Consider the following 16,229-nt stretch of genomic DNA (forward strand, 5'->3'; position numbering starts at 1 on the left):
CTGGTTACGCGATAGTGCTAACGGCGACCAGCTCGGCGAGCTTCGATGCGACCACTGTCATCGGGTTTTCTACAGTACTCAGGCCGCTTCGCGAGGCGAGCATGGGGCTAACATCCCGGAGAGCCTCGTACGTCGTGCCGTGCACAATGGGGACGAGCTGGTCACGTGCCAGGAGTACCGACAGCTCTTTGTCGGCGATACTCTCTCCCTTTAAACGGAGGAGCAGCGCAGGTGTGACCAGCACGATACCGACTCGCGACTTCGCCAATCCTTTGTCTATTTCGCGGAGCAATTGTGTGCCGAGGCGGACGTCCACCTCGCTGAACCAGACCGAGACACCGCGTGACTGGAGCTGATCGTACAGTTCCTTAGCGGCCCCTGCCCGGTCATCCCACGCATGGCAGAGAAAGAAGTCCCGACGCTCAGGCAGGAGCGTTAACTTCTCAATGGTCTCGCGGACCGGCGTGAGTGCCCGCACCTCAGCAGGCGTGTAGACCACGGAGGAACTGGCTGGCGACCATCTGGGCCTTGCGCTGCTGCTGCTGGACCTGCCGCCGCTTGAGCTGCCCCCACTGCTCAGCGAAGGGGAGTAAGACCGGGACGAGTAAGAGGGCGTGTAGCCGCCGTAACCGCCGTAACCGCCGTAGCGGCTGCCGCATGCAGGGCATTCCGCTCTAGCGCTCGCTGTGCGATGCCCCCTTACAGGTGCTGTGCATCTAGCCATGTCGTACTCTCGCCACTCTCAAAGGTTATCGAGTCCCGTACTATACCCCGTACGCTACTGATTCTAAGGCGAAATCGATGCCTTAAATTGTTGAATTGATTGGTCGGGGCGGAGGGATTCGAACCCCCGACCCTCTGCTCCCAAAGCAGATGCGCTACCAGACTGCGCTACGCCCCGACTCTGATCCGATTGTACCCGGGATTTCCCAGGCTCGCCCCAGCAAGCCGCATCAAGGGGGGCGCCACGGGGCATGGGAGGCTCTTCGCTGCCAACTCCGATGATGCTACAATCGAGAGGTTATGGCGGCTATAGTTCAGAGGCAGAACGCCTGACTGTGGCTCAGGATGTCGTGGGTTCGATCCCCACTAGCCGCCCCAATAAAAAGCTCAAAACTTTCGCCGGCGTCTATCAGCGCAGGTAGTGCTGCCTTCGCGCTTACGGTAACTGGATCGGGGATTCGCAACGACCTCGACAGTATACGGGGGAGTTCCCCGCTCCACACGCAATGGGCGCGTGACACAACTTTCAGTGCAAGTTCCGGCTTCCTATATCGCCAATACAGGAAGAACCGCAATTTCGGTGCAGATACCAACTCCCGGCGGCGGATCCTTCAACTCCTTGCAGATCGAGGTCGATTCTCCAGGATTCGCAACGGCCTCCGGCATTTACCAGACAGCCACAGTGACTTCAGGCTCAACTGCTACATATCCAGTGACTCTGTCGTCCTCGGCAACGAACATCTCTGTGAGCGGTCTGAATCTACCTAGTGGGCGGATTGCAGCTATTCATCCACGCGGAGTGCGGTAACCGTCACCACTTCCTCGACAACGCCAGCAGGAACATACCAGATCACAGTGGGCTTCACGGAAACGATACCGGGACCAGCTTCAGCTCTGTTGATGCTACCCATCCTCCTGCTCCACTTGTTTTCGTCAGACTGAGATGGGCCGCGGACCGGATCTTGTTTGTGGTTGCGTGGGGATTGTTCTGACGGTCGCGGCGGCGAGTTCGGCTGTGGTGGAGGCTCAAGTAGTGGAGGAGGCTCTGCACCACCCCGATCGCAGACTCATCAGGTAACGAGTTCCGGCTCGGTCGGACTCACCGCCCACTAGGGACAGTTCTGAGCCTCGCGAAACCAACAATTGCCTTGCGACAGTAAACGTACCACAGGCTAACTGATCGGCAATATGGTCGTTTCTTCAGCGTCGTTGCCTTGGACGTCTTTATGAGCACTCCTGCCAACTGGCACGGTGCTGACTCATCATCCAATTCTCAAGTCCATCGAACTATTTACGCGGTGGATTCGCCGGCTTCTTGGGAGGCGATGGTGGTTTCGATTTTTGTGCACTCTTGCCCTGCACATGAGTGGACGCCGGCTTGGCACCTGCTTCGATCCAAACTGACTTCACGGTCAGCACGGCCAGCAGACCCGATAGGAGGAAGAAGACGACGCTCCAGCCGATCACCCAGCCCCCCGACCAGACCATTTTCTTAACTTCGGCGCTCTGGCCTCGGATGTTGTCCCGAGGCGCCTTTCCTACCGCATAGGCCCATGCCTCCCACGGATTGTTGAAATAGCACCAGGCCTGCGGACCGGCAAAGATTTTTGTGATTCCAACCTGGAAGATGGCGGCGATCATTGAAGGCACGAGCCACACTACCATCCAGCCGAGATAGGTGAGCGTGTACATGGGGCCGAAGATGCGGTCCTGCCAGACGTGTGTGAATTCGTGGTTGTAAAGATCGGCGCCCGGCGCGTCAGACAGGCTGCTCATTACCGCTCCCTGGGTAAACGCGTATCCAGACTGGAGGCAGAAGCCACTCTCATAACGGTGCGCGTTTGAGCGGTCTTCATCGGCGTGGCGGGCCCAGGCGAAATTGATGATATGCAAGAGGCATCCGACTGTATTCCCGGCCAATGCCCAAGTCACATCGAGCGGAAAAGCGATCCAGCCAAGGCCGTCCCACTTATAAATCTTCCACAACCCGCTGAAGGCGCCGGAGACGCCGCCGACCACAGTGGCGAACATCATGAGCACGTCAACGCTGGTGAGGATCGGGGCGCTCTTAGTTAGATAAGGGATCGTATCGATAAGGCCCGGCACGATAAAAAAGCCCCAGCCGACAGCCAGCCCGGCTCCTGCCGAATCGTTTGCCCATCCCATCAGAAGGCTGATGAAGGTGCGGGCCAGCAATGCACCGATGGCGACGAGAATAAGCCCTTCCAAGCCGCGAAGTGCACCGTCGCCCCAACTCGGATCGTCAGTGTCGGTGCTTTTCTTGAAATTGTTCTTGAAGAGCAATCCAACCAGAAATGCCAGCACCCCGATCCCGCCGAGAATCGCCCAGGCCACGAGATCATTGAAAATGCGCTCGATCATAGGTTTCCTCCAGACATGCGTAGTGGAGAGCCATTCACGTGAACCTGGTCGATAATCCTATACCACTTGATCAATGAATTCGGGGAAGAACACGAGTCCAGCATCTAATCTCGTTGCTAGGATCACGTTTGGAGAAGTAACAAGGGCCTAACGCTTCTTCGGTCGATCCCACCGAACTGCGGCTAACGACGTGGCGAAAAATCAGTGTAGACGCCCCGCTGAAACTGCGGTAGCATCCTCTCCTGACCTCTTTGGGCCATTTTGAGACCGACTTTCCCCGATGTTCGGATTCACCCTTTTCTGAAAGGCTGCCCGTCCAAAGGCAATTCGCAAAAAGGCGCTGAGCACGAGTGGAATCGGCATTAACCCGGTAACGACTTCTTCCCCGGTCCAGCTGTTTCTATCGGTTTTGCTGCGGACAATGATCGCCGTTCACGGGCTGGGGACTTCGCGACCCGATATCCCGAGAAGCCTACACCCTGCGCCTATTGCGCGACCGACTGGAATTTGCGCACATTGATCGCCGCTGGATTGTGAAAACGGGGGGCCCACGATGGGAATTCCGTCACTTCGGCATACCTCCATGACCGTGGCTGCGGCGATGGCCGCCTGGGCGTGTGTCGGGCTCCTATACGGTCAGGACACCGCCAAGAACCGTGGCGTGATGGATGTTACCGCGACGTCGTTTGTTCCGACTTCTTCATCATCGGCGTCGTTCTACGCTCTGGTGATTGGCAACAACGACTATGCAAGTATCGGCAAGTTGACTACAGCTGTGCACGACGCAGAGTCAATCGCAGAGGTTCTCGACCAGAAATTCGGATTCAAGGTACACTTGCTGAGAAATGCGAATCGCAGCGACATCCTGAGCGCCTTGAACGAGATTCGCCGAACCCTCGACGAAAACACAAACCTGGTGATTTATTTCGCTGGGCACGGACTTAGAGATAGCGGCCAGGCGTACTGGCTCCCTATTGATGCAACGCAAGACAGTAACGTGAACTGGATCAGCGCCGCCGACCTTGCGGATGATCTTCGTGCCATTCGCTCTCGGCACATACTAATCATATCGGACAGTTGTTTCTCAGGTGGACTGGCCCGATCGCGGGGAGACTATGAGGGAATCACTCCCGCAGACCGTTCCGGGAAGTTAAATCAATGGTTCACCGCCAAATCGAGAAATCTGATGGCAAGCGGCGGAGACGAACCGGTGTCGGATGGAGGTCCTGATGGGCATTCGGTTTTTGCCCACGCCTTACTCGCACAGTTCGGCAGCATCGACGAGTCACCCTTCCCGGCGAGGTATCTGTCCAGCGAGGTCTACACGCAAGTATTTGGAAGTTCGCTCCAGAGCCCGGAATACGAGGTGATTCGGGACTCTGGGCATGACGGCGGAGACTTCATCTTTTTTCGAACTGTTCCGGCAACGTTCACAGGTTCCGGCAAGCCATCCATTCCATCAATCGCCTCGCCAGCGCCACCGCCACCGCTCAACCCTGCCATAGAAGGCGTTGTGACCGCGCTCCATAGATATGCCGATGCCTATGAAAGCGAGAGCGTTTCCGAACTGATGGAAGTTTGGCCTACCCTGAGCAAGCAACAAAAAGGTAAGCTCAACGCCACATTCAACAAAATGAATGCGCTGCGGATGCACCTCAATTGCAAGGACCCAGCATTTGATTCAGACGCAGCGCAGGTGAGGTGTTCGCAGGTGGTGCGATATACCTATGCGGGGAAGGTGCAGCCCCCCCAGAGCGATTCAGTGAGTATCACTTTGAAAAGATCTGACAAATCTCAAAGCGATTGGTTGGTCAACGAAGTGAAGCCAAACTGACGCGAGCCTCCCCGTTTCCCAACGCGCTGGTACGCATGTCTGCCGTTTAGAGTGCACAGCGTGCTTTTCGAATTGGCAAAGTCCTGGAGACATATGCGTTTCGAGAGGGTGCAAGCGAATCCGCCCAGACGGTCCGCGGTCACACGAACACTTCGTGCGGGCCGCCTCCGCTCAACTGGGCGCAGCCTCGCCTATACCGCTCTATTCGCTGCGGCCCTTCTGCACGTGTCCGCCGCGGCCGCGGGGCAAACACCAGGATGTGTGCCGCAAACCTCGACCTATCCCTGCGTTTATGTTCTTGACGGAGAACTCCAAGGAATCGGAGTCTTCAATTCAAGCAACAACAAGGTGATCACATCGAACGGCGAGATCGCGTATTCGTCGGATTCTGCTCCCCCTGACGCGATTGCGGTCACCCCTGATAATGCGCTAGCTTACTTCGCCTATTCCGACAATTCTAGTTCCACGCCCGCATATTTTCTCGAGGCAATCGACACGCTGACGAACACGTTGAGCAGCAACGTCGCTCCAACCCGTCTAAGCGCTCAGCCATACCAGATCGCGATCTCTCCGGATGGCAGCCAGGCGTGGGTGATGGAGACGGCACCGCCCAGCAGTGTCTCCCTCAGCAACTTCATAGAGGTGATTGACCTGCAGGGCAGCGCGGCCCCCAATCGAATAGACGCGGGGGCCAATGAGCAACTGATCTCGGTGGCATTCAGTCCGGACGGCGTCTATGCGTATGTCGCCTCGGATTGCCTGGTTGGCAGTGCCACGCCGCATCCGTGTGTACACAAATACCGGGCGAATTCCAATCCCGCCCAACTCGTCTCGGAAACTCGGGTTGCTGGAGGAGTTTTCGACTCGCACGCCGCGATTGCTGTAAGTTCCGACGGAACATATCTTATTCGCTCTGTTTCCGATATAAAGGAGCGGCTTGGACTTGCCTTCATTAACACCGTGACGAACGTGGAAACAGACGCGTACGCGGGCACCATCGGGGCCGCTTCAGAGAACGGAATTGCGATTGCTCCTTCGGGAAAAATCTTCCTGGCAGCTCCCAATCTTTTCTCCAGCCAAAGACAAACCAACATCTTCGAATTCGACCTGAGCTCTCTCTCCTACGTTGGAACAATCGCTGCAGGGACGGATCCCAATGCTCTCACCATCACGGCCGACGGCAACACGGTGTATGTGATTGCCGACACGGTGTACGCCGTCGACACCGGCACTGGATCCGTAACGGCCACAGTCGACGCTGCAACCTCCCCGGTCGGAATCGCAGCGATGCCGTCTATCGAGCCGGGAATCGTTACCCAGCCTGCGGATCAGACAATCGAGTACGGGCAGACGGCGACTCTTTCCGCGGCGGCATCCGGGACGCCGCCTTTGGCTTACCAGTGGTATCAGGGCGCGTCCGGCAACACGAATACGCCGGTGCCGAACGCGACAGGTTCCAGCTTTACTACGCCTCCGCTGACCGTGACGACTAACTACTGGGTGCGGGTGAACAACGTCGTTGCAAACGGCGCAGCCGCCAGTCGTACTGCGGCGGTAACGGTGAAGCCGCTCACCCGACCGAGCATCACACAGCAACCGGGCAGCACGATGGTCGCCAATGGGACCCCGGCTACGTTGAGTGTTACGGCCACAGGAACTCCACCTCTCTCGTATCAGTGGTACACCGGAAACAGCGGCAATACTGCCAACCTTGTGCAGGGTGCGACGGAGTCATCTCTCGTGGTGACACCAGCTGTGACAACGAGTTATTGGGTACGAGTCACCAACACGGCTGGTCAGGCGGATAGCAACACCGCCACTGTCGCTGTGAATTCCCCGCCCACCTGCACACTGGCGATGCAGGGCACCGAGACCTCCAAGTTTATGACGAATTACACGGTTCGCGCGGCGGCCAATTGCACAGACCCGCAGGGCTCGCCGACAACCGTGACGGTGGCTTGGTCGGATCAGAGGGCGGTCTCGACCGGAAGCGGGCCGGTATTCGATCCGACCCACACCTATTCAAGTCCATCGCAGACATGCAATGGCGGTCCCGCCTTGCCGTGTCTCTATGACATCCAGGTGAGTGCAATCGATCAACTCGGCCTTTCGGTCAACCTGAGCTATCCGACAGAGGTAATCACCGCCTCGCTCATTCCTCCGGTGTTTTCGGGCCAGAGCTCGACCTTCACGGTATATCTGGCCTCCCCGTCGAAGCATCCACCTGAACAGGTCCAGTTCGTCTGCACCACCGCTACAGAACCGGATGGCACCGTCGTTCAGGCTTCGTCGATCGGCATTTCCTGCAGTTCGATTCCACCGGTTGTGACCCTCTCCAGGGCCGCCGTTCCTGTCACACTGCAAGTGACGACGATCGGGAAGGCAGCAGCGCAGATTCATCGAGGCACAAGCCAGCTGTTGGTCGCTTTGTGCCTGCCTGGATGTATCGCACTTCTGTTTGTCTTCCGTCGGCGCCGAATTTGGGTGTGTGTCCTCTTCCTGTGCTTGAGCCCGTTCCTGGAGGATTGCGGCGGAGGTTTCAAAGTACCTCCGGCGCAACCTTCAAACGCTACGCCTGCAGGCAACTACCAATTAACGATCGTCGACCAAGCGGTCGACCCAAATGAAGACGGTTTCGTTCAACTCTCTCTGATTGTTCCCATCGACGTGAGTGAGACTCAATGAGACACTCTGCAAAATTTCGTATCTGCTGCCGCGTCGACCACGCGCTGGAGCAAAATCACACGGAGAATTATCTTTCGGGCGTCTTCCGGTCTATACTGCTCGTCTGCGTGCTGGCTGCAGCCGGGTGCGCGTCCTCGCAGACGTCGTGTGGAAATCAAAAGCTCATTTGCCTCATTCCCACCGTTTTCCACACCACGGCCTCGACCTTCAACTTCTTCAACACGGCATTAGGCACCCAAATCACGCAACTGCCGCTTCCGTCTCGTGCGTCAGGATTTCTGTTCCGGCTGGGCTCGGCCGGAGTAATCGAGCCAATTCAAGCCAGCTTTGGCCCCATTCTCTCCGAACGCGCAGATACCATTCCCCGACGAACTGCGTATTTCTCCGCGACGTACCAGCGCTTCGCTTTCAGCACAATTGATGGAAACAGCCTGAAGAAGCTCCCCATCGTCTTCTATTTTCCGACCGTGGATCAACCGCAGGTGATCACCGTTCCCGTCACGCGCGTCGCCGTGCAGGAAGATCAGTATGTCGGATTGGGGACTTATGGGTTGACGGATAAGTTGAACATCTCGGCAGCAGTGCCATTTGGCCGGGTGTCCATGGGGGTCAGTGCGGCAGGTGCGGAATACAGCACAACCACGTCGGCAACGGCGACCTTCTCTGAATACATCCCAGGTGCTGCAGCCGGCGTGGAAGACGTCGTCTTACAGCTCAAAGATCAAGTCATGAAAAGGGAGAAGTACAACGTCGCTGTGGGAGGCGACTTCCGGTTCCCCACCGGTGAGGCGGAAGATTATCTTGGGACAGGCGCATATGGGCTGAACCCTTTTGTCGTCGCGTCGGCACGTAGCCGCGTCAGCCCCCACGCCCATTTGGCCTATCAATGGAACAGTCACTCCGTGCTCAATACGAATGCGGACGGCCATCAGCAGCTTTTGCCTGGCTTTTTCACCTATAACCTAGGTGTGGACGTCGGGGCGACGAAGCGATTGACGATTGTAGGAGACCTGCTGGGGCGCGAGTTCTTCAACGCTCCCCAAGTGTCCGTGCCTCGGACTATCACCGTGCAGGTGGCCGGGGTACCGAAGACGTTCACAACTATCGTCAAGGTGAATGGCTCGTATAATTCCAACGATCTGGCGGTCGGCGTCAAAATGAATCCTTGGAACAACCTGCTCATTACGGTCAATGCAACAGTCAAACTGGACGACTCTGGCCTTCGGGCTAAGATCGTGCCCTTGGCGGGAGTCTCTTATTCGTTCTAGCGGCACCGGCATTGAGAAGACTACGGGCAAAGACATTTACGAAGCGCTCGGCTCGGACTTACCCGATTCTTGTACCCCGATGTGTTCGGAACGCGGTCACTATGCAGATCATCTCCGTTTGATGAACGGACCTTTAGGGGATCATGCAGCCGAAATAGGGGCAGTTACAACTTCTTGTGTTTCGAGGGCGTGGCCAGTCGCATCGCTGAGACAGTCGAATCCGGATCGGCTCCCAAGTGATTGCTCAAATCCGCAAGATAGCGATGGATGTCGGAGATTACGACGGACCCCTCGCCCACCGCAGACGCGACACGCTTGACGGAACTCGCTCGCACATCCCCCACCGCATAGATCCCAGGGGCACTTGTTGCGTAAGGAGTGCTTTCAAACCCACACCCTGCCCCGGTGAGAATGAAACCCTTGCCGTCTAGCTTCACAGTGCCGAACAGCCAACCGGTGTTCGGTTCGGCGCCAATCATGACAAACACATTCCCAACGTGCCTCCGGGTCGACTCCCCGGTCTTTCTGTTCGCCCACGTTACGGATTCAAGCCGGGGATCGCCATCAAGCGCCGTGATCTCGGAATCGGCATACAGCGTAATCCGTGAAGAGCTCTCGATGCGCGATACAAGGTACTCCGACATCGTGCTGCCTAATGTCGGCCGACGGATGATGTGATGCACATGCTTCGTCATACTCGACAGAAACAGCGAGGCCTGTCCGGCCGAGTTTCCCCCGCCTACGACGATCACTTCCTGGTCCCGGCACAATAGCGACTCCATCGGAGTCGCAGCGTAGTAGAGCCCCTGGTTTTCGTACCTGGTGTAGTTCTCCAACTCCAGTCGGCGATACTGAGCACCCGAGGCCACCACCACCGCGCGTGCGCACACCGCAATGCCGCCGGCCAGCACCAGCCTGTGAATTCCGTTCCACGGTTCGATACTTATCACGTCGCGAGAAATTGCAAAGTGTGCGCCAAATTTGAGTGCTTGCAGCTGAGCCCGGCTCGCTAATTGTTGCCCGCTCAATCCGGTAGGAAATCCGAGATAGTTCTCAATCTTGGAACTCATCCCAGCTTGACCGCCCGGCGCAATCCCCTCAAGCACCACGGTACACAGACCTTCTGACGCTGCATACACGGCGGCTGCCAGACCGCCCGGCCCGGCGCCCACCACGGCGACATCGTAGATCTTGTCGGGCTCAGGCAACTCGGTGATACCCAGTTCGTCGGCGAGCTCGGGTATCTCCGGCCTTATAAGGACTCGGCCGTCCGGGAATATTACCTGTGGGTAGTCTCGTTTACCGTTGGACGTTCCGACGTCAATCACAGACACCCACTCGATCTGGTGGGGGTAGCTGTTGCGCGTGAAGAATCGCTGCAAGGTTAGCGTCGCGGCATCGTCTTGCATGCCCTTCAACGTTACGCCGCTCGATGCGGCATTGATAATGCCGATTCGTCTCCAGATCGAAGCCTGAACAATGAGGTTCGCGATGTCTCCTTCGGCACGCATCAGCCTTTGAAGCTGACCCCGCGAGATCCGCAGAACTCGGCTGTCCATGACAGTGGAAGCTCCCACTATCGCCTTCTGTGAATTCAAAAGATTAAACTCTCCAGTGAAACTATTCGCACGGTGTCTTCCATAGACGAGGTTTGCGCCATCTGGTCCGGGAACCGACACGTCGACACCGCCCTCCAGCACCACAAACATGTCGATCAGCCGATCGCCTTGCTTGTAGAGAGCGCTGTGTGCCGGGATCCGCAATTCCTCGCCGTAACTCTTCAGTCGCTCCACTTGATCTTCCGTCAAAATGGGAAACGCAAGATCCGAGCGGAACTCAGGTCCGAACCACTCGATCACATTTTTGTCGGGTGACGCGGCCACAGCTGCTGCCTGCAAATCTCCGCTTCTGCTCGCCATCTTTAGCCCTCCAGCTAGCCAACTTTATGGTATGTAGCCAACATTACTCTGGAGCCACGAATCATGCGCCGTTCGCCGAGACCTCAACAACCCATCCCGCTCCAGTCGCAAAAGACGGCGCACCCGCTGCCAGAGACTGTCAGGTAAAAAGTAGGTATAGGCGGATGCGGGCTGGAATGTAGTCGATGCTCAGGTCTCGCGTCGATGGCGGAAGCCTGACATCTGCATGGGCGGAATAAACCTTTCCGCCTGCCTCGAGAGATCGAATCGCCAGACAGTACAAAGTCTGATAGGTCCTATTGTGCCACGATTTATTCGCAGCGCAGCGGCCCTCCAGAGAATCGACCCTTCCGGCGCGCCTTGCTGGCGCCCAGCAGGCTCATCGTCATTCGATCGAAATTCCCGCCCATCGATGAGCGCCAATCCCAGCAATTTGAAGTAATCAGGCGTGACCGCGCGCATCGGCAGAGCGATTTTGTCGCTATCCTTTTGCGGTTCATCTCATCCGTCAGTGGCTCCAGTTGCGGCGTGAACCATTCAAACTGTTTTTCTTCATTGCCTTCTGTTGCCGTGATTGCGGCCAGTTCCTGCAGGCCGCGCTGCTGAGTGACTCCATCCCGCAACCTGCCCACCACATTCCAATACGGATCCTTCAGGTACTTCGGGTTTGGATCGGCCGGCACCCACATATCCACCGTCGCGTTGACGTCGTAATTCGGCTCCTTGGCCGCTCCTGGCGAGGGTGTCGCACTCCAGGTTCCGTTACTCCGATCACAACTGGTGGCGACTCCCAGCGGCTGATGCGCACCGTCTTTCCAATAATCTCTTTGTCGCCGCCAAACGCAGGCTGCCAGAACTCGTATCCGAGCAGGATTGACTGAACATGTACCTGCCCGAAGTCCGAATCGTCGAAGCCGCGCCCGAGGGCTGTCCTAAGGCCCATTAGTCGAAAGTAGTTTTTGCTTACCTCCATGCCCTGCGTGGACTGGCTGCCGTCATCGCGAATCAGGAAATTGAAAGCCCAGCCATAGCCCGCAATTCCCTGAAACGATCCCACCTTTCGTTCCATTCCATTCACTGCTGCGCTGCCCAGCGTCGGGGCTGTCCATCTTTCGCCCGTCCGTCCGCACGGATTGAATAAGCATCAACTGTTGCGGTTCAGATAGGGTGGCGGGGTTAGCAGCACACCCTGAATCAAGCTGAAGATCGCAGACGTCGCCCCAATTCCCAGCGCCAGGATCAGCATCGCGATCGCCGTGAATGCCGGGCTCTTCCATAACATGCGGAGGCCGAAGCTGAGATCCAAGAGGAGGTTGGGAAGAAACAGCAGTGTATGATTCTGAAAACTCTCCACGCGCTCGGTCCGCTGCCCTGCAAAACTTCAGATGAATCTGCGCGCAAGGTCTCTCCTTTGGCCATTGCACAGAACATACCGCCACACATTTGGAATGTCCAAAGGGAATTTTCCAGAAATCGATAGTGGATTGCCCCGATTCTCATTCACGCCATCCCAGCTGCTGCGCCTGCTGACTCGTGAGTTGGAGAACGTAGAAGAATCCGTTTGGGCTTTCAATGTGGTCGAAGATGTCGCGGACGTCCGATCCGGGCGGCAGGAGCGGGTTGACGGCTGCGATAAGTGCGCAGTCGTCGGCGAAGCTGCGTTCACGGGCCTTGTGCTGTGCGCCGGTGCGCGCGGTCCAGGGCCGGATGCGGGCGGCGTAGGTACAGGTCTCGCGCTGCGGATCCGGCACGCACACCAGTTGCAACAGATAGCGGCGACGCACGGGCTCGGACTGGTGCATGTGCTTGGGCGGATTCATGGGCAGGTAAGTGCGCCGTGCACATTGCGGATTGCGCGGGAGACCGCGATGCGGTTGTAGCGCTGAGCCGCAATGCAAGGGAGGTTAGCGGCCAGGGCATACGCAGCCATGACGAAGCAAGCCCACGGCGGGTTCCAGAGAAAGAAGATGGGCAGGCAGCAGAGCATGGCCCAATGCGCCACTTCCGCGCGGCGGGTTTCAACCAGGAAGCGCACGAGGTAAGAAGAATTGCGAGAGTAGATCATCTTCTTCGCGGGGCCTCCGAGCCAGGGGGCGCCATCAGGCAGCAGAGATTTCCAACGACGAATGGCAAGCCAGTCGCGATAGAAGCGGCCGTCCCGTTCCCGGCGGCGCGGGGCAGTGAGCCAGGTGTCGTGGGCGAAGAGAGACGAGGGCAGCCGCAGAGCAACATATCCAATGAAGAGGTGAATGAAAGGCCAGCCCAGCGGGTTTGCCGCCCATACGATTGCGCTCACACTTCGCGGCCTTTCCAAAGAGTTTTGCGCCCGAGAGCGGCTCGCGTCGCGGAGCGCCCAAACACGATGCAGTAGTAGGCGAGCGGAAAAGGAAACAGAAGAGCAGTGAGGATGTGGTATGTTCCCAGCCGGCGAGCAAACCACCAGAGCTGCACGCTGAGCAGCAGGTAGAGAAGCGCCATGATGCGGAGCGTGTGTGGGCGCGGATAGATGAGCAGCAGCGTGGTCGACCAGAGGGCGGAGATCCATACCGTTGAAACGGTAAGCACCAGAGCCCCCGAGTCCGTCGCGCCCTGGACGAAAGCTTTCTCCCAGCTCTGTGACATTTGCCGGAAGCCCGCAGGGAACATGCGCATATGAAGAGTGCCGCGGCCGCCGAGGCAGCGGATGCGCGCTCCGCAGGCGCGCAGTTTGCCTGCCCAGCGGAGGTTTTCAAGCACTACGCCGGAGACCGCTGCGTGTCCGCCCGCACCAAAGTAGGTGGTCCTGGAGATGAGCAAAGAGTGGCCGAAGAGCCGCGGCGGCGTCAGGACACCGAATCCTCCGGCGCCGGCCGCCATGAGGATGTTGAAGAACAGCGAAAGTTGTTCGTAGACCGCCTGAACTTCGTGATGAGGGAGCAGGGATAGCACGAGGCGCGGCTCGCGTTCCCGCAACCAGCACGACATCATTCTGTCGAAGCCGCCATCGAGGAACCAGGTGTCGGCATCAAGGCGAAACGCCCGCGCGAGCTGATACACGCCGCCCGAGACATACCACAGTCCGAACTGCATCTGAATGTTCGGAATCAGATTCATAAACGCGGGGGAATCGAGTGCGCTGGAGCCCACGTACTTGATGAAGTACTCGAAGATGTGGCGAAGGTAGCGATTGCTTAAGCGCTTGTAGATGCTGCCTGACATCGATCGCAAATAGTCGAGTCCGCGCGCGTCGCGCCATCCGTAGAAGCGCAGGAACTGAAACAATGTGTCGAGCCCGCGGTTGAGATAGCCACGCTCCACAACTTCGTATTGCCGGGGGGAATAAGAGAGAAACTCCGTATATTCCGCAAAGACGTTCGGCCCAAAGCGCGCCAGTTCGGTACTCATCCGTTTAGGGTCTTCCCAAAGGTCGACAACGACTCCATCCTCGAAGAAGTTGCGCCACTGCGGATCGACGCGTTCGAGGGTAATGTAGTCTTCAAGACGCTTGCCGTCTCCTTCGAACACGGGCCGGAAGATTTGCGGGAGCGTAAAGATTGACGGTCCCAGGTCGAAGCTGAATCCCTGCATCTGAAGGTGATTCAGCTTGCCGCCGACGGTCGCGGCCGCCGATCACATCCTGCTTTTCGAAAACCCGAACTCGGAATCCGCGCTGCGCCAGGAGCATGGATGTCGCGAGCCCGCCCGGTCCCGCTCCGATTACGATGATGCTCCGGCTCTTGCCGCTCTTGCGGTCATAACTCATTCCCCGACCTTAGGCGAGGAGGAAAAGGAAATGGATTGATCAGAGGCTCGGGACGAGAATTGATTTTCTAAGACGCAAACAATCCATCACTTATTGCGTGCGAGTAAACCATGCCGGCTTCCGCGTTCCGGTCGCGCAGGTTCGGCCGATACGAGCGGATTCTAGCGCGGCGATCCTGTGGTCACCACGATTGCCGTGCAGGACGACCTCACCAGGCTACGATAGCTATGCTTCTGCATCGCGTCGAAGTAGATGAAATCGCCCGCCGAAAGCTCGAATGTTTCAATTCCGATAACTATTTCGAGTTTCCCCTCGATGAGGTAAAGCAGTTCGACTCCGGGGTGATGGTGGGGTGCAAGTTTATCGTGCGGCAACGGATGAAAGTTTGCCAGGTAGCCATTCAGCTTGCGCTCATTCACGCGGAAGTCGAGGCTTTCGAAGTGCCACGGCACCGGATCGGATTTGGGGTCTGACGGAAACGATTTGCGCTCCTCGCGCCGTATCACCGCGACCACACTGGCGCTTCCTTGGATCGCTGAAGAAGTAATCCTGCCCCACGCTGAAGACCAGGGCAATGCGGGTGAGCGTCGGAAGCGTGGGGACGAGCCGGCCATTTTCGAGGCGTGACAACATGGCCGGCGAAAAGCCTGTGTGCTCGGCGAGTTGCGCAAGGCCCATGCTGTGGCGCAGACGCAGGGTGCGCAATTTGTCCGCAATGGCGTACGGTCGCAGTGATTCCTGAACTACCGCGGCGTCAGTACCCAGGCCTTTCGCTTTTTTGTTCATGGGCAAACGTTCTCGGTTGGCGGACATACGCAGGCTACGGTACCTCGTTTACTCATACTCAAAACCCGTTGCGTATATGTCAAGCAGCGTCTCGCCTGCTCTTGGTCGCCTCGCTGGTGCAGCGACCTTGCGCGGCTACTGGCGCGAATATCTCGCCATCAAGTACGACGACATCCTTTAGAACCATCCCGCCAGCGCGGATCAGTGATCGGAATGGTTTTCTCTGACACTCCTGCTGAGGTTAGCTTGCGCGACCACTTGTCCGACCGAGTCGAGGCAGGCACTGCAAATTGCCGTTCAAACAGCCTGGCCTCCCTTGTGAAATTCGACGCGCCGGTTTGTTCTCAGTCGACGGGCTAACGCCTTTACGGCAATGTGGATCGCAAAATCGCCGCGGTTCAAAATTCAACCCCGTTATCTGACGTTGGCTCGGTAGGGACGAGTGATTTGTCCTCAAGCCAATAGCGCAAATCTTTTGGCCAAATGGAAGAAATTCCCCTTGCTTACCGAGGGGAGGTGGGCTATTATCGCTCGGTAACCGAGAGGAACGCGCATGAGCAAACCTTCTGACCTCGTCCAGGGCACCCTGGATTTGTTGGTTCTCAAGATTCTCGCTCTTGAGCCGCTGCACGGATGGGCCCTCAGCCAACGGCTGAGGCAGGTATCTGGCGACGTATTGCAGGTGAGCGACGGATCCCTTTACCCCGCTCTGCACAAGCTTGAAAACCAGGGCTGGATTCATGCCGAATGGAAGCCGACCGAAAACAATCGACGGGCGAAGTTTTACTCTCTGACGCGACTCGGGCGCAAATACCTTGAGAAAGAAGCGGCAAACTGGGAACGCATTTCGACAGCGATTTCCGGCGTCTTGCGGCTTACGGAGGTCTGAG

The 16,229-nt window shown here is 57.5% G+C and carries 17 protein-coding genes and 2 tRNA genes; 5 read left to right on the plus strand and 14 right to left on the minus strand.

The window, feature by feature from the left end:
* Nucleotides 1-4: 4 nt before the first annotated feature.
* Together VGL22_RS13370 and VGL22_RS13375 are read right to left on the minus strand one after the other, a co-directional pair.
* A complete protein-coding gene (locus tag VGL22_RS13370; protein ID WP_465267431.1) occupies nucleotides 5-499 on the minus strand; it encodes a toll/interleukin-1 receptor domain-containing protein in 495 nt (164 codons plus the stop codon).
* 325 nt (nucleotides 500-824) lie between these two features.
* Nucleotides 825-901 (minus strand) — tRNA-Pro (locus tag VGL22_RS13375).
* 125 nt (nucleotides 902-1,026) lie between these two features.
* Here VGL22_RS13375 and VGL22_RS13380 point away from each other — a divergent pair.
* Nucleotides 1,027-1,101, plus strand: a tRNA-His gene (locus VGL22_RS13380).
* A 404-nt stretch (nucleotides 1,102-1,505) separates the two neighbouring features.
* Here the strand turns inward: VGL22_RS13380 and VGL22_RS13385 are convergent.
* Nucleotides 1,506-1,634 carry a hypothetical protein gene (locus VGL22_RS13385; RefSeq protein ID WP_465267432.1) on the minus strand — a complete coding sequence of 43 codons (129 nt, stop codon included), beginning with the start codon at nucleotides 1,632-1,634 and terminating at the stop codon, nucleotides 1,506-1,508.
* Nucleotides 1,635-2,010: 376 nt separating this feature from the next.
* Complete coding sequence (locus VGL22_RS13390) at nucleotides 2,011-3,105, minus strand: hypothetical protein (RefSeq protein ID WP_465267433.1); 1,095 nt, start codon at nucleotides 3,103-3,105, stop codon at nucleotides 2,011-2,013.
* 583 nt (nucleotides 3,106-3,688) lie between these two features.
* On the opposite strand from VGL22_RS13390, the gene VGL22_RS13395 reads away from it, so the two are divergent.
* From VGL22_RS13395 to VGL22_RS13405, 3 genes are all read left to right on the plus strand, one after another.
* Nucleotides 3,689-4,939, plus strand: a complete 1,251-nt coding sequence (locus tag VGL22_RS13395; RefSeq protein WP_465267434.1) for a caspase family protein — start codon at nucleotides 3,689-3,691, stop codon at nucleotides 4,937-4,939.
* Nucleotides 4,940-5,200: 261 nt separating this feature from the next.
* Nucleotides 5,201-7,624 (plus strand): Ig-like domain-containing protein, encoded by a 2,424-nt coding sequence (locus VGL22_RS13400; RefSeq protein WP_465267435.1) that lies wholly within the window; start codon nucleotides 5,201-5,203, stop codon nucleotides 7,622-7,624.
* The gene (locus VGL22_RS13405) at nucleotides 7,621-8,892 is read left to right on the plus strand and encodes a hypothetical protein (RefSeq protein WP_465267436.1); all 1,272 of its coding nucleotides are present in this window, start codon (nucleotides 7,621-7,623) and stop codon (nucleotides 8,890-8,892) included. The genes VGL22_RS13400 and VGL22_RS13405 overlap by 4 nt, the downstream gene beginning before the upstream one ends.
* A gap of 164 nt (nucleotides 8,893-9,056) precedes the next feature.
* On the opposite strand, the gene VGL22_RS13410 is transcribed toward VGL22_RS13405, so the two are convergent.
* From VGL22_RS13410 to VGL22_RS13455, 10 genes are all read right to left on the minus strand, one after another.
* Nucleotides 9,057-10,811, minus strand: a complete 1,755-nt coding sequence (locus VGL22_RS13410) for an FAD-dependent oxidoreductase (RefSeq protein WP_465267437.1) — start codon at nucleotides 10,809-10,811, stop codon at nucleotides 9,057-9,059.
* A gap of 311 nt (nucleotides 10,812-11,122) precedes the next feature.
* Nucleotides 11,123-11,494, minus strand: coding sequence for a hypothetical protein (locus VGL22_RS13415; RefSeq protein WP_465267438.1), 372 nt, complete (start codon nucleotides 11,492-11,494; stop codon nucleotides 11,123-11,125).
* Nucleotides 11,464-11,880, minus strand: a complete 417-nt coding sequence (locus tag VGL22_RS13420) for an ABC transporter permease (protein WP_465267439.1) — start codon at nucleotides 11,878-11,880, stop codon at nucleotides 11,464-11,466. Before VGL22_RS13420 ends, VGL22_RS13415 begins: the two co-directional genes overlap by 31 nt.
* Before the next feature lie 75 nt (nucleotides 11,881-11,955).
* Entirely contained in the window at nucleotides 11,956-12,165 is a 210-nt protein-coding gene (locus tag VGL22_RS13425; protein WP_465267440.1) for a hypothetical protein, read from the minus strand.
* A gap of 142 nt (nucleotides 12,166-12,307) precedes the next feature.
* Complete coding sequence (locus VGL22_RS13430; RefSeq protein ID WP_465267441.1) at nucleotides 12,308-12,631, minus strand: hypothetical protein; 324 nt, start codon at nucleotides 12,629-12,631, stop codon at nucleotides 12,308-12,310.
* Entirely contained in the window at nucleotides 12,628-13,107 is a 480-nt protein-coding gene (locus tag VGL22_RS13435) for a glycosyl-4,4'-diaponeurosporenoate acyltransferase CrtO family protein (RefSeq protein WP_465267442.1), read from the minus strand. The genes VGL22_RS13430 and VGL22_RS13435 overlap by 4 nt, the downstream gene beginning before the upstream one ends.
* Entirely contained in the window at nucleotides 13,104-14,378 is a 1,275-nt protein-coding gene (locus VGL22_RS13440) for a phytoene desaturase family protein (RefSeq protein WP_465267474.1), read from the minus strand. The genes VGL22_RS13435 and VGL22_RS13440 overlap by 4 nt, the downstream gene beginning before the upstream one ends.
* Nucleotides 14,287-14,553, minus strand: a complete 267-nt coding sequence (locus tag VGL22_RS13445; protein WP_465267443.1) for an NAD(P)-binding protein — start codon at nucleotides 14,551-14,553, stop codon at nucleotides 14,287-14,289. The genes VGL22_RS13440 and VGL22_RS13445 overlap by 92 nt, the downstream gene beginning before the upstream one ends.
* Before the next feature lie 161 nt (nucleotides 14,554-14,714).
* Nucleotides 14,715-15,068, minus strand: coding sequence for a cupin domain-containing protein (locus tag VGL22_RS13450; protein WP_465267444.1), 354 nt, complete (start codon nucleotides 15,066-15,068; stop codon nucleotides 14,715-14,717).
* Nucleotides 14,965-15,366 (minus strand): helix-turn-helix domain-containing protein, encoded by a 402-nt coding sequence (locus VGL22_RS13455; protein ID WP_465267445.1) that lies wholly within the window; start codon nucleotides 15,364-15,366, stop codon nucleotides 14,965-14,967. Before VGL22_RS13455 ends, VGL22_RS13450 begins: the two co-directional genes overlap by 104 nt.
* A 526-nt stretch (nucleotides 15,367-15,892) precedes the next feature.
* Here VGL22_RS13455 and VGL22_RS13460 point away from each other — a divergent pair.
* Nucleotides 15,893-16,228 carry a PadR family transcriptional regulator gene (locus VGL22_RS13460; RefSeq protein ID WP_465267446.1) on the plus strand — a complete coding sequence of 112 codons (336 nt, stop codon included), beginning with the start codon at nucleotides 15,893-15,895 and terminating at the stop codon, nucleotides 16,226-16,228.
* Nucleotide 16,229: the final 1 nt, after the last annotated feature.

The sequence above is a fragment of the Occallatibacter sp. genome (assembly GCF_036502485.1).
Lineage (GTDB): Bacteria > Acidobacteriota > Terriglobia > Terriglobales > Acidobacteriaceae > Telmatobacter.

What these genes read in the sequence shown, in the direction of transcription:
- VGL22_RS13385 (WP_465267432.1), bottom strand. Translation starts at nt 1,634, where the DNA reads ATGGGTAGCATCAACAGAGCTGAAGCTGGTCCCGGTATCGTTTCCGTG.
- VGL22_RS13390 (WP_465267433.1), bottom strand. Translation starts at nt 3,105, where the DNA reads ATGATCGAGCGCATTTTCAATGATCTCGTGGCCTGGGCGATTCTCGGC.
- VGL22_RS13395 (WP_465267434.1), top strand. Translation starts at nt 3,689, where the DNA reads ATGACCGTGGCTGCGGCGATGGCCGCCTGGGCGTGTGTCGGGCTCCTA.
- VGL22_RS13405 (WP_465267436.1), top strand. Translation starts at nt 7,621, where the DNA reads ATGAGACACTCTGCAAAATTTCGTATCTGCTGCCGCGTCGACCACGCG.
- VGL22_RS13410 (WP_465267437.1), bottom strand. Translation starts at nt 10,811, where the DNA reads ATGGCGAGCAGAAGCGGAGATTTGCAGGCAGCAGCTGTGGCCGCGTCA.
- VGL22_RS13420 (WP_465267439.1), bottom strand. Translation starts at nt 11,880, where the DNA reads ATGGAACGAAAGGTGGGATCGTTTCAGGGAATTGCGGGCTATGGCTGG.
- VGL22_RS13430 (WP_465267441.1), bottom strand. Translation starts at nt 12,631, where the DNA reads ATGAATCCGCCCAAGCACATGCACCAGTCCGAGCCCGTGCGTCGCCGC.
- VGL22_RS13440 (WP_465267474.1), bottom strand. Translation starts at nt 14,378, where the DNA reads ATGCAGGGATTCAGCTTCGACCTGGGACCGTCAATCTTTACGCTCCCG.
- VGL22_RS13445 (WP_465267443.1), bottom strand. Translation starts at nt 14,553, where the DNA reads ATGAGTTATGACCGCAAGAGCGGCAAGAGCCGGAGCATCATCGTAATC.
- VGL22_RS13455 (WP_465267445.1), bottom strand. Translation starts at nt 15,366, where the DNA reads ATGTCCGCCAACCGAGAACGTTTGCCCATGAACAAAAAAGCGAAAGGC.
- VGL22_RS13460 (WP_465267446.1), top strand. Translation starts at nt 15,893, where the DNA reads ATGAGCAAACCTTCTGACCTCGTCCAGGGCACCCTGGATTTGTTGGTT.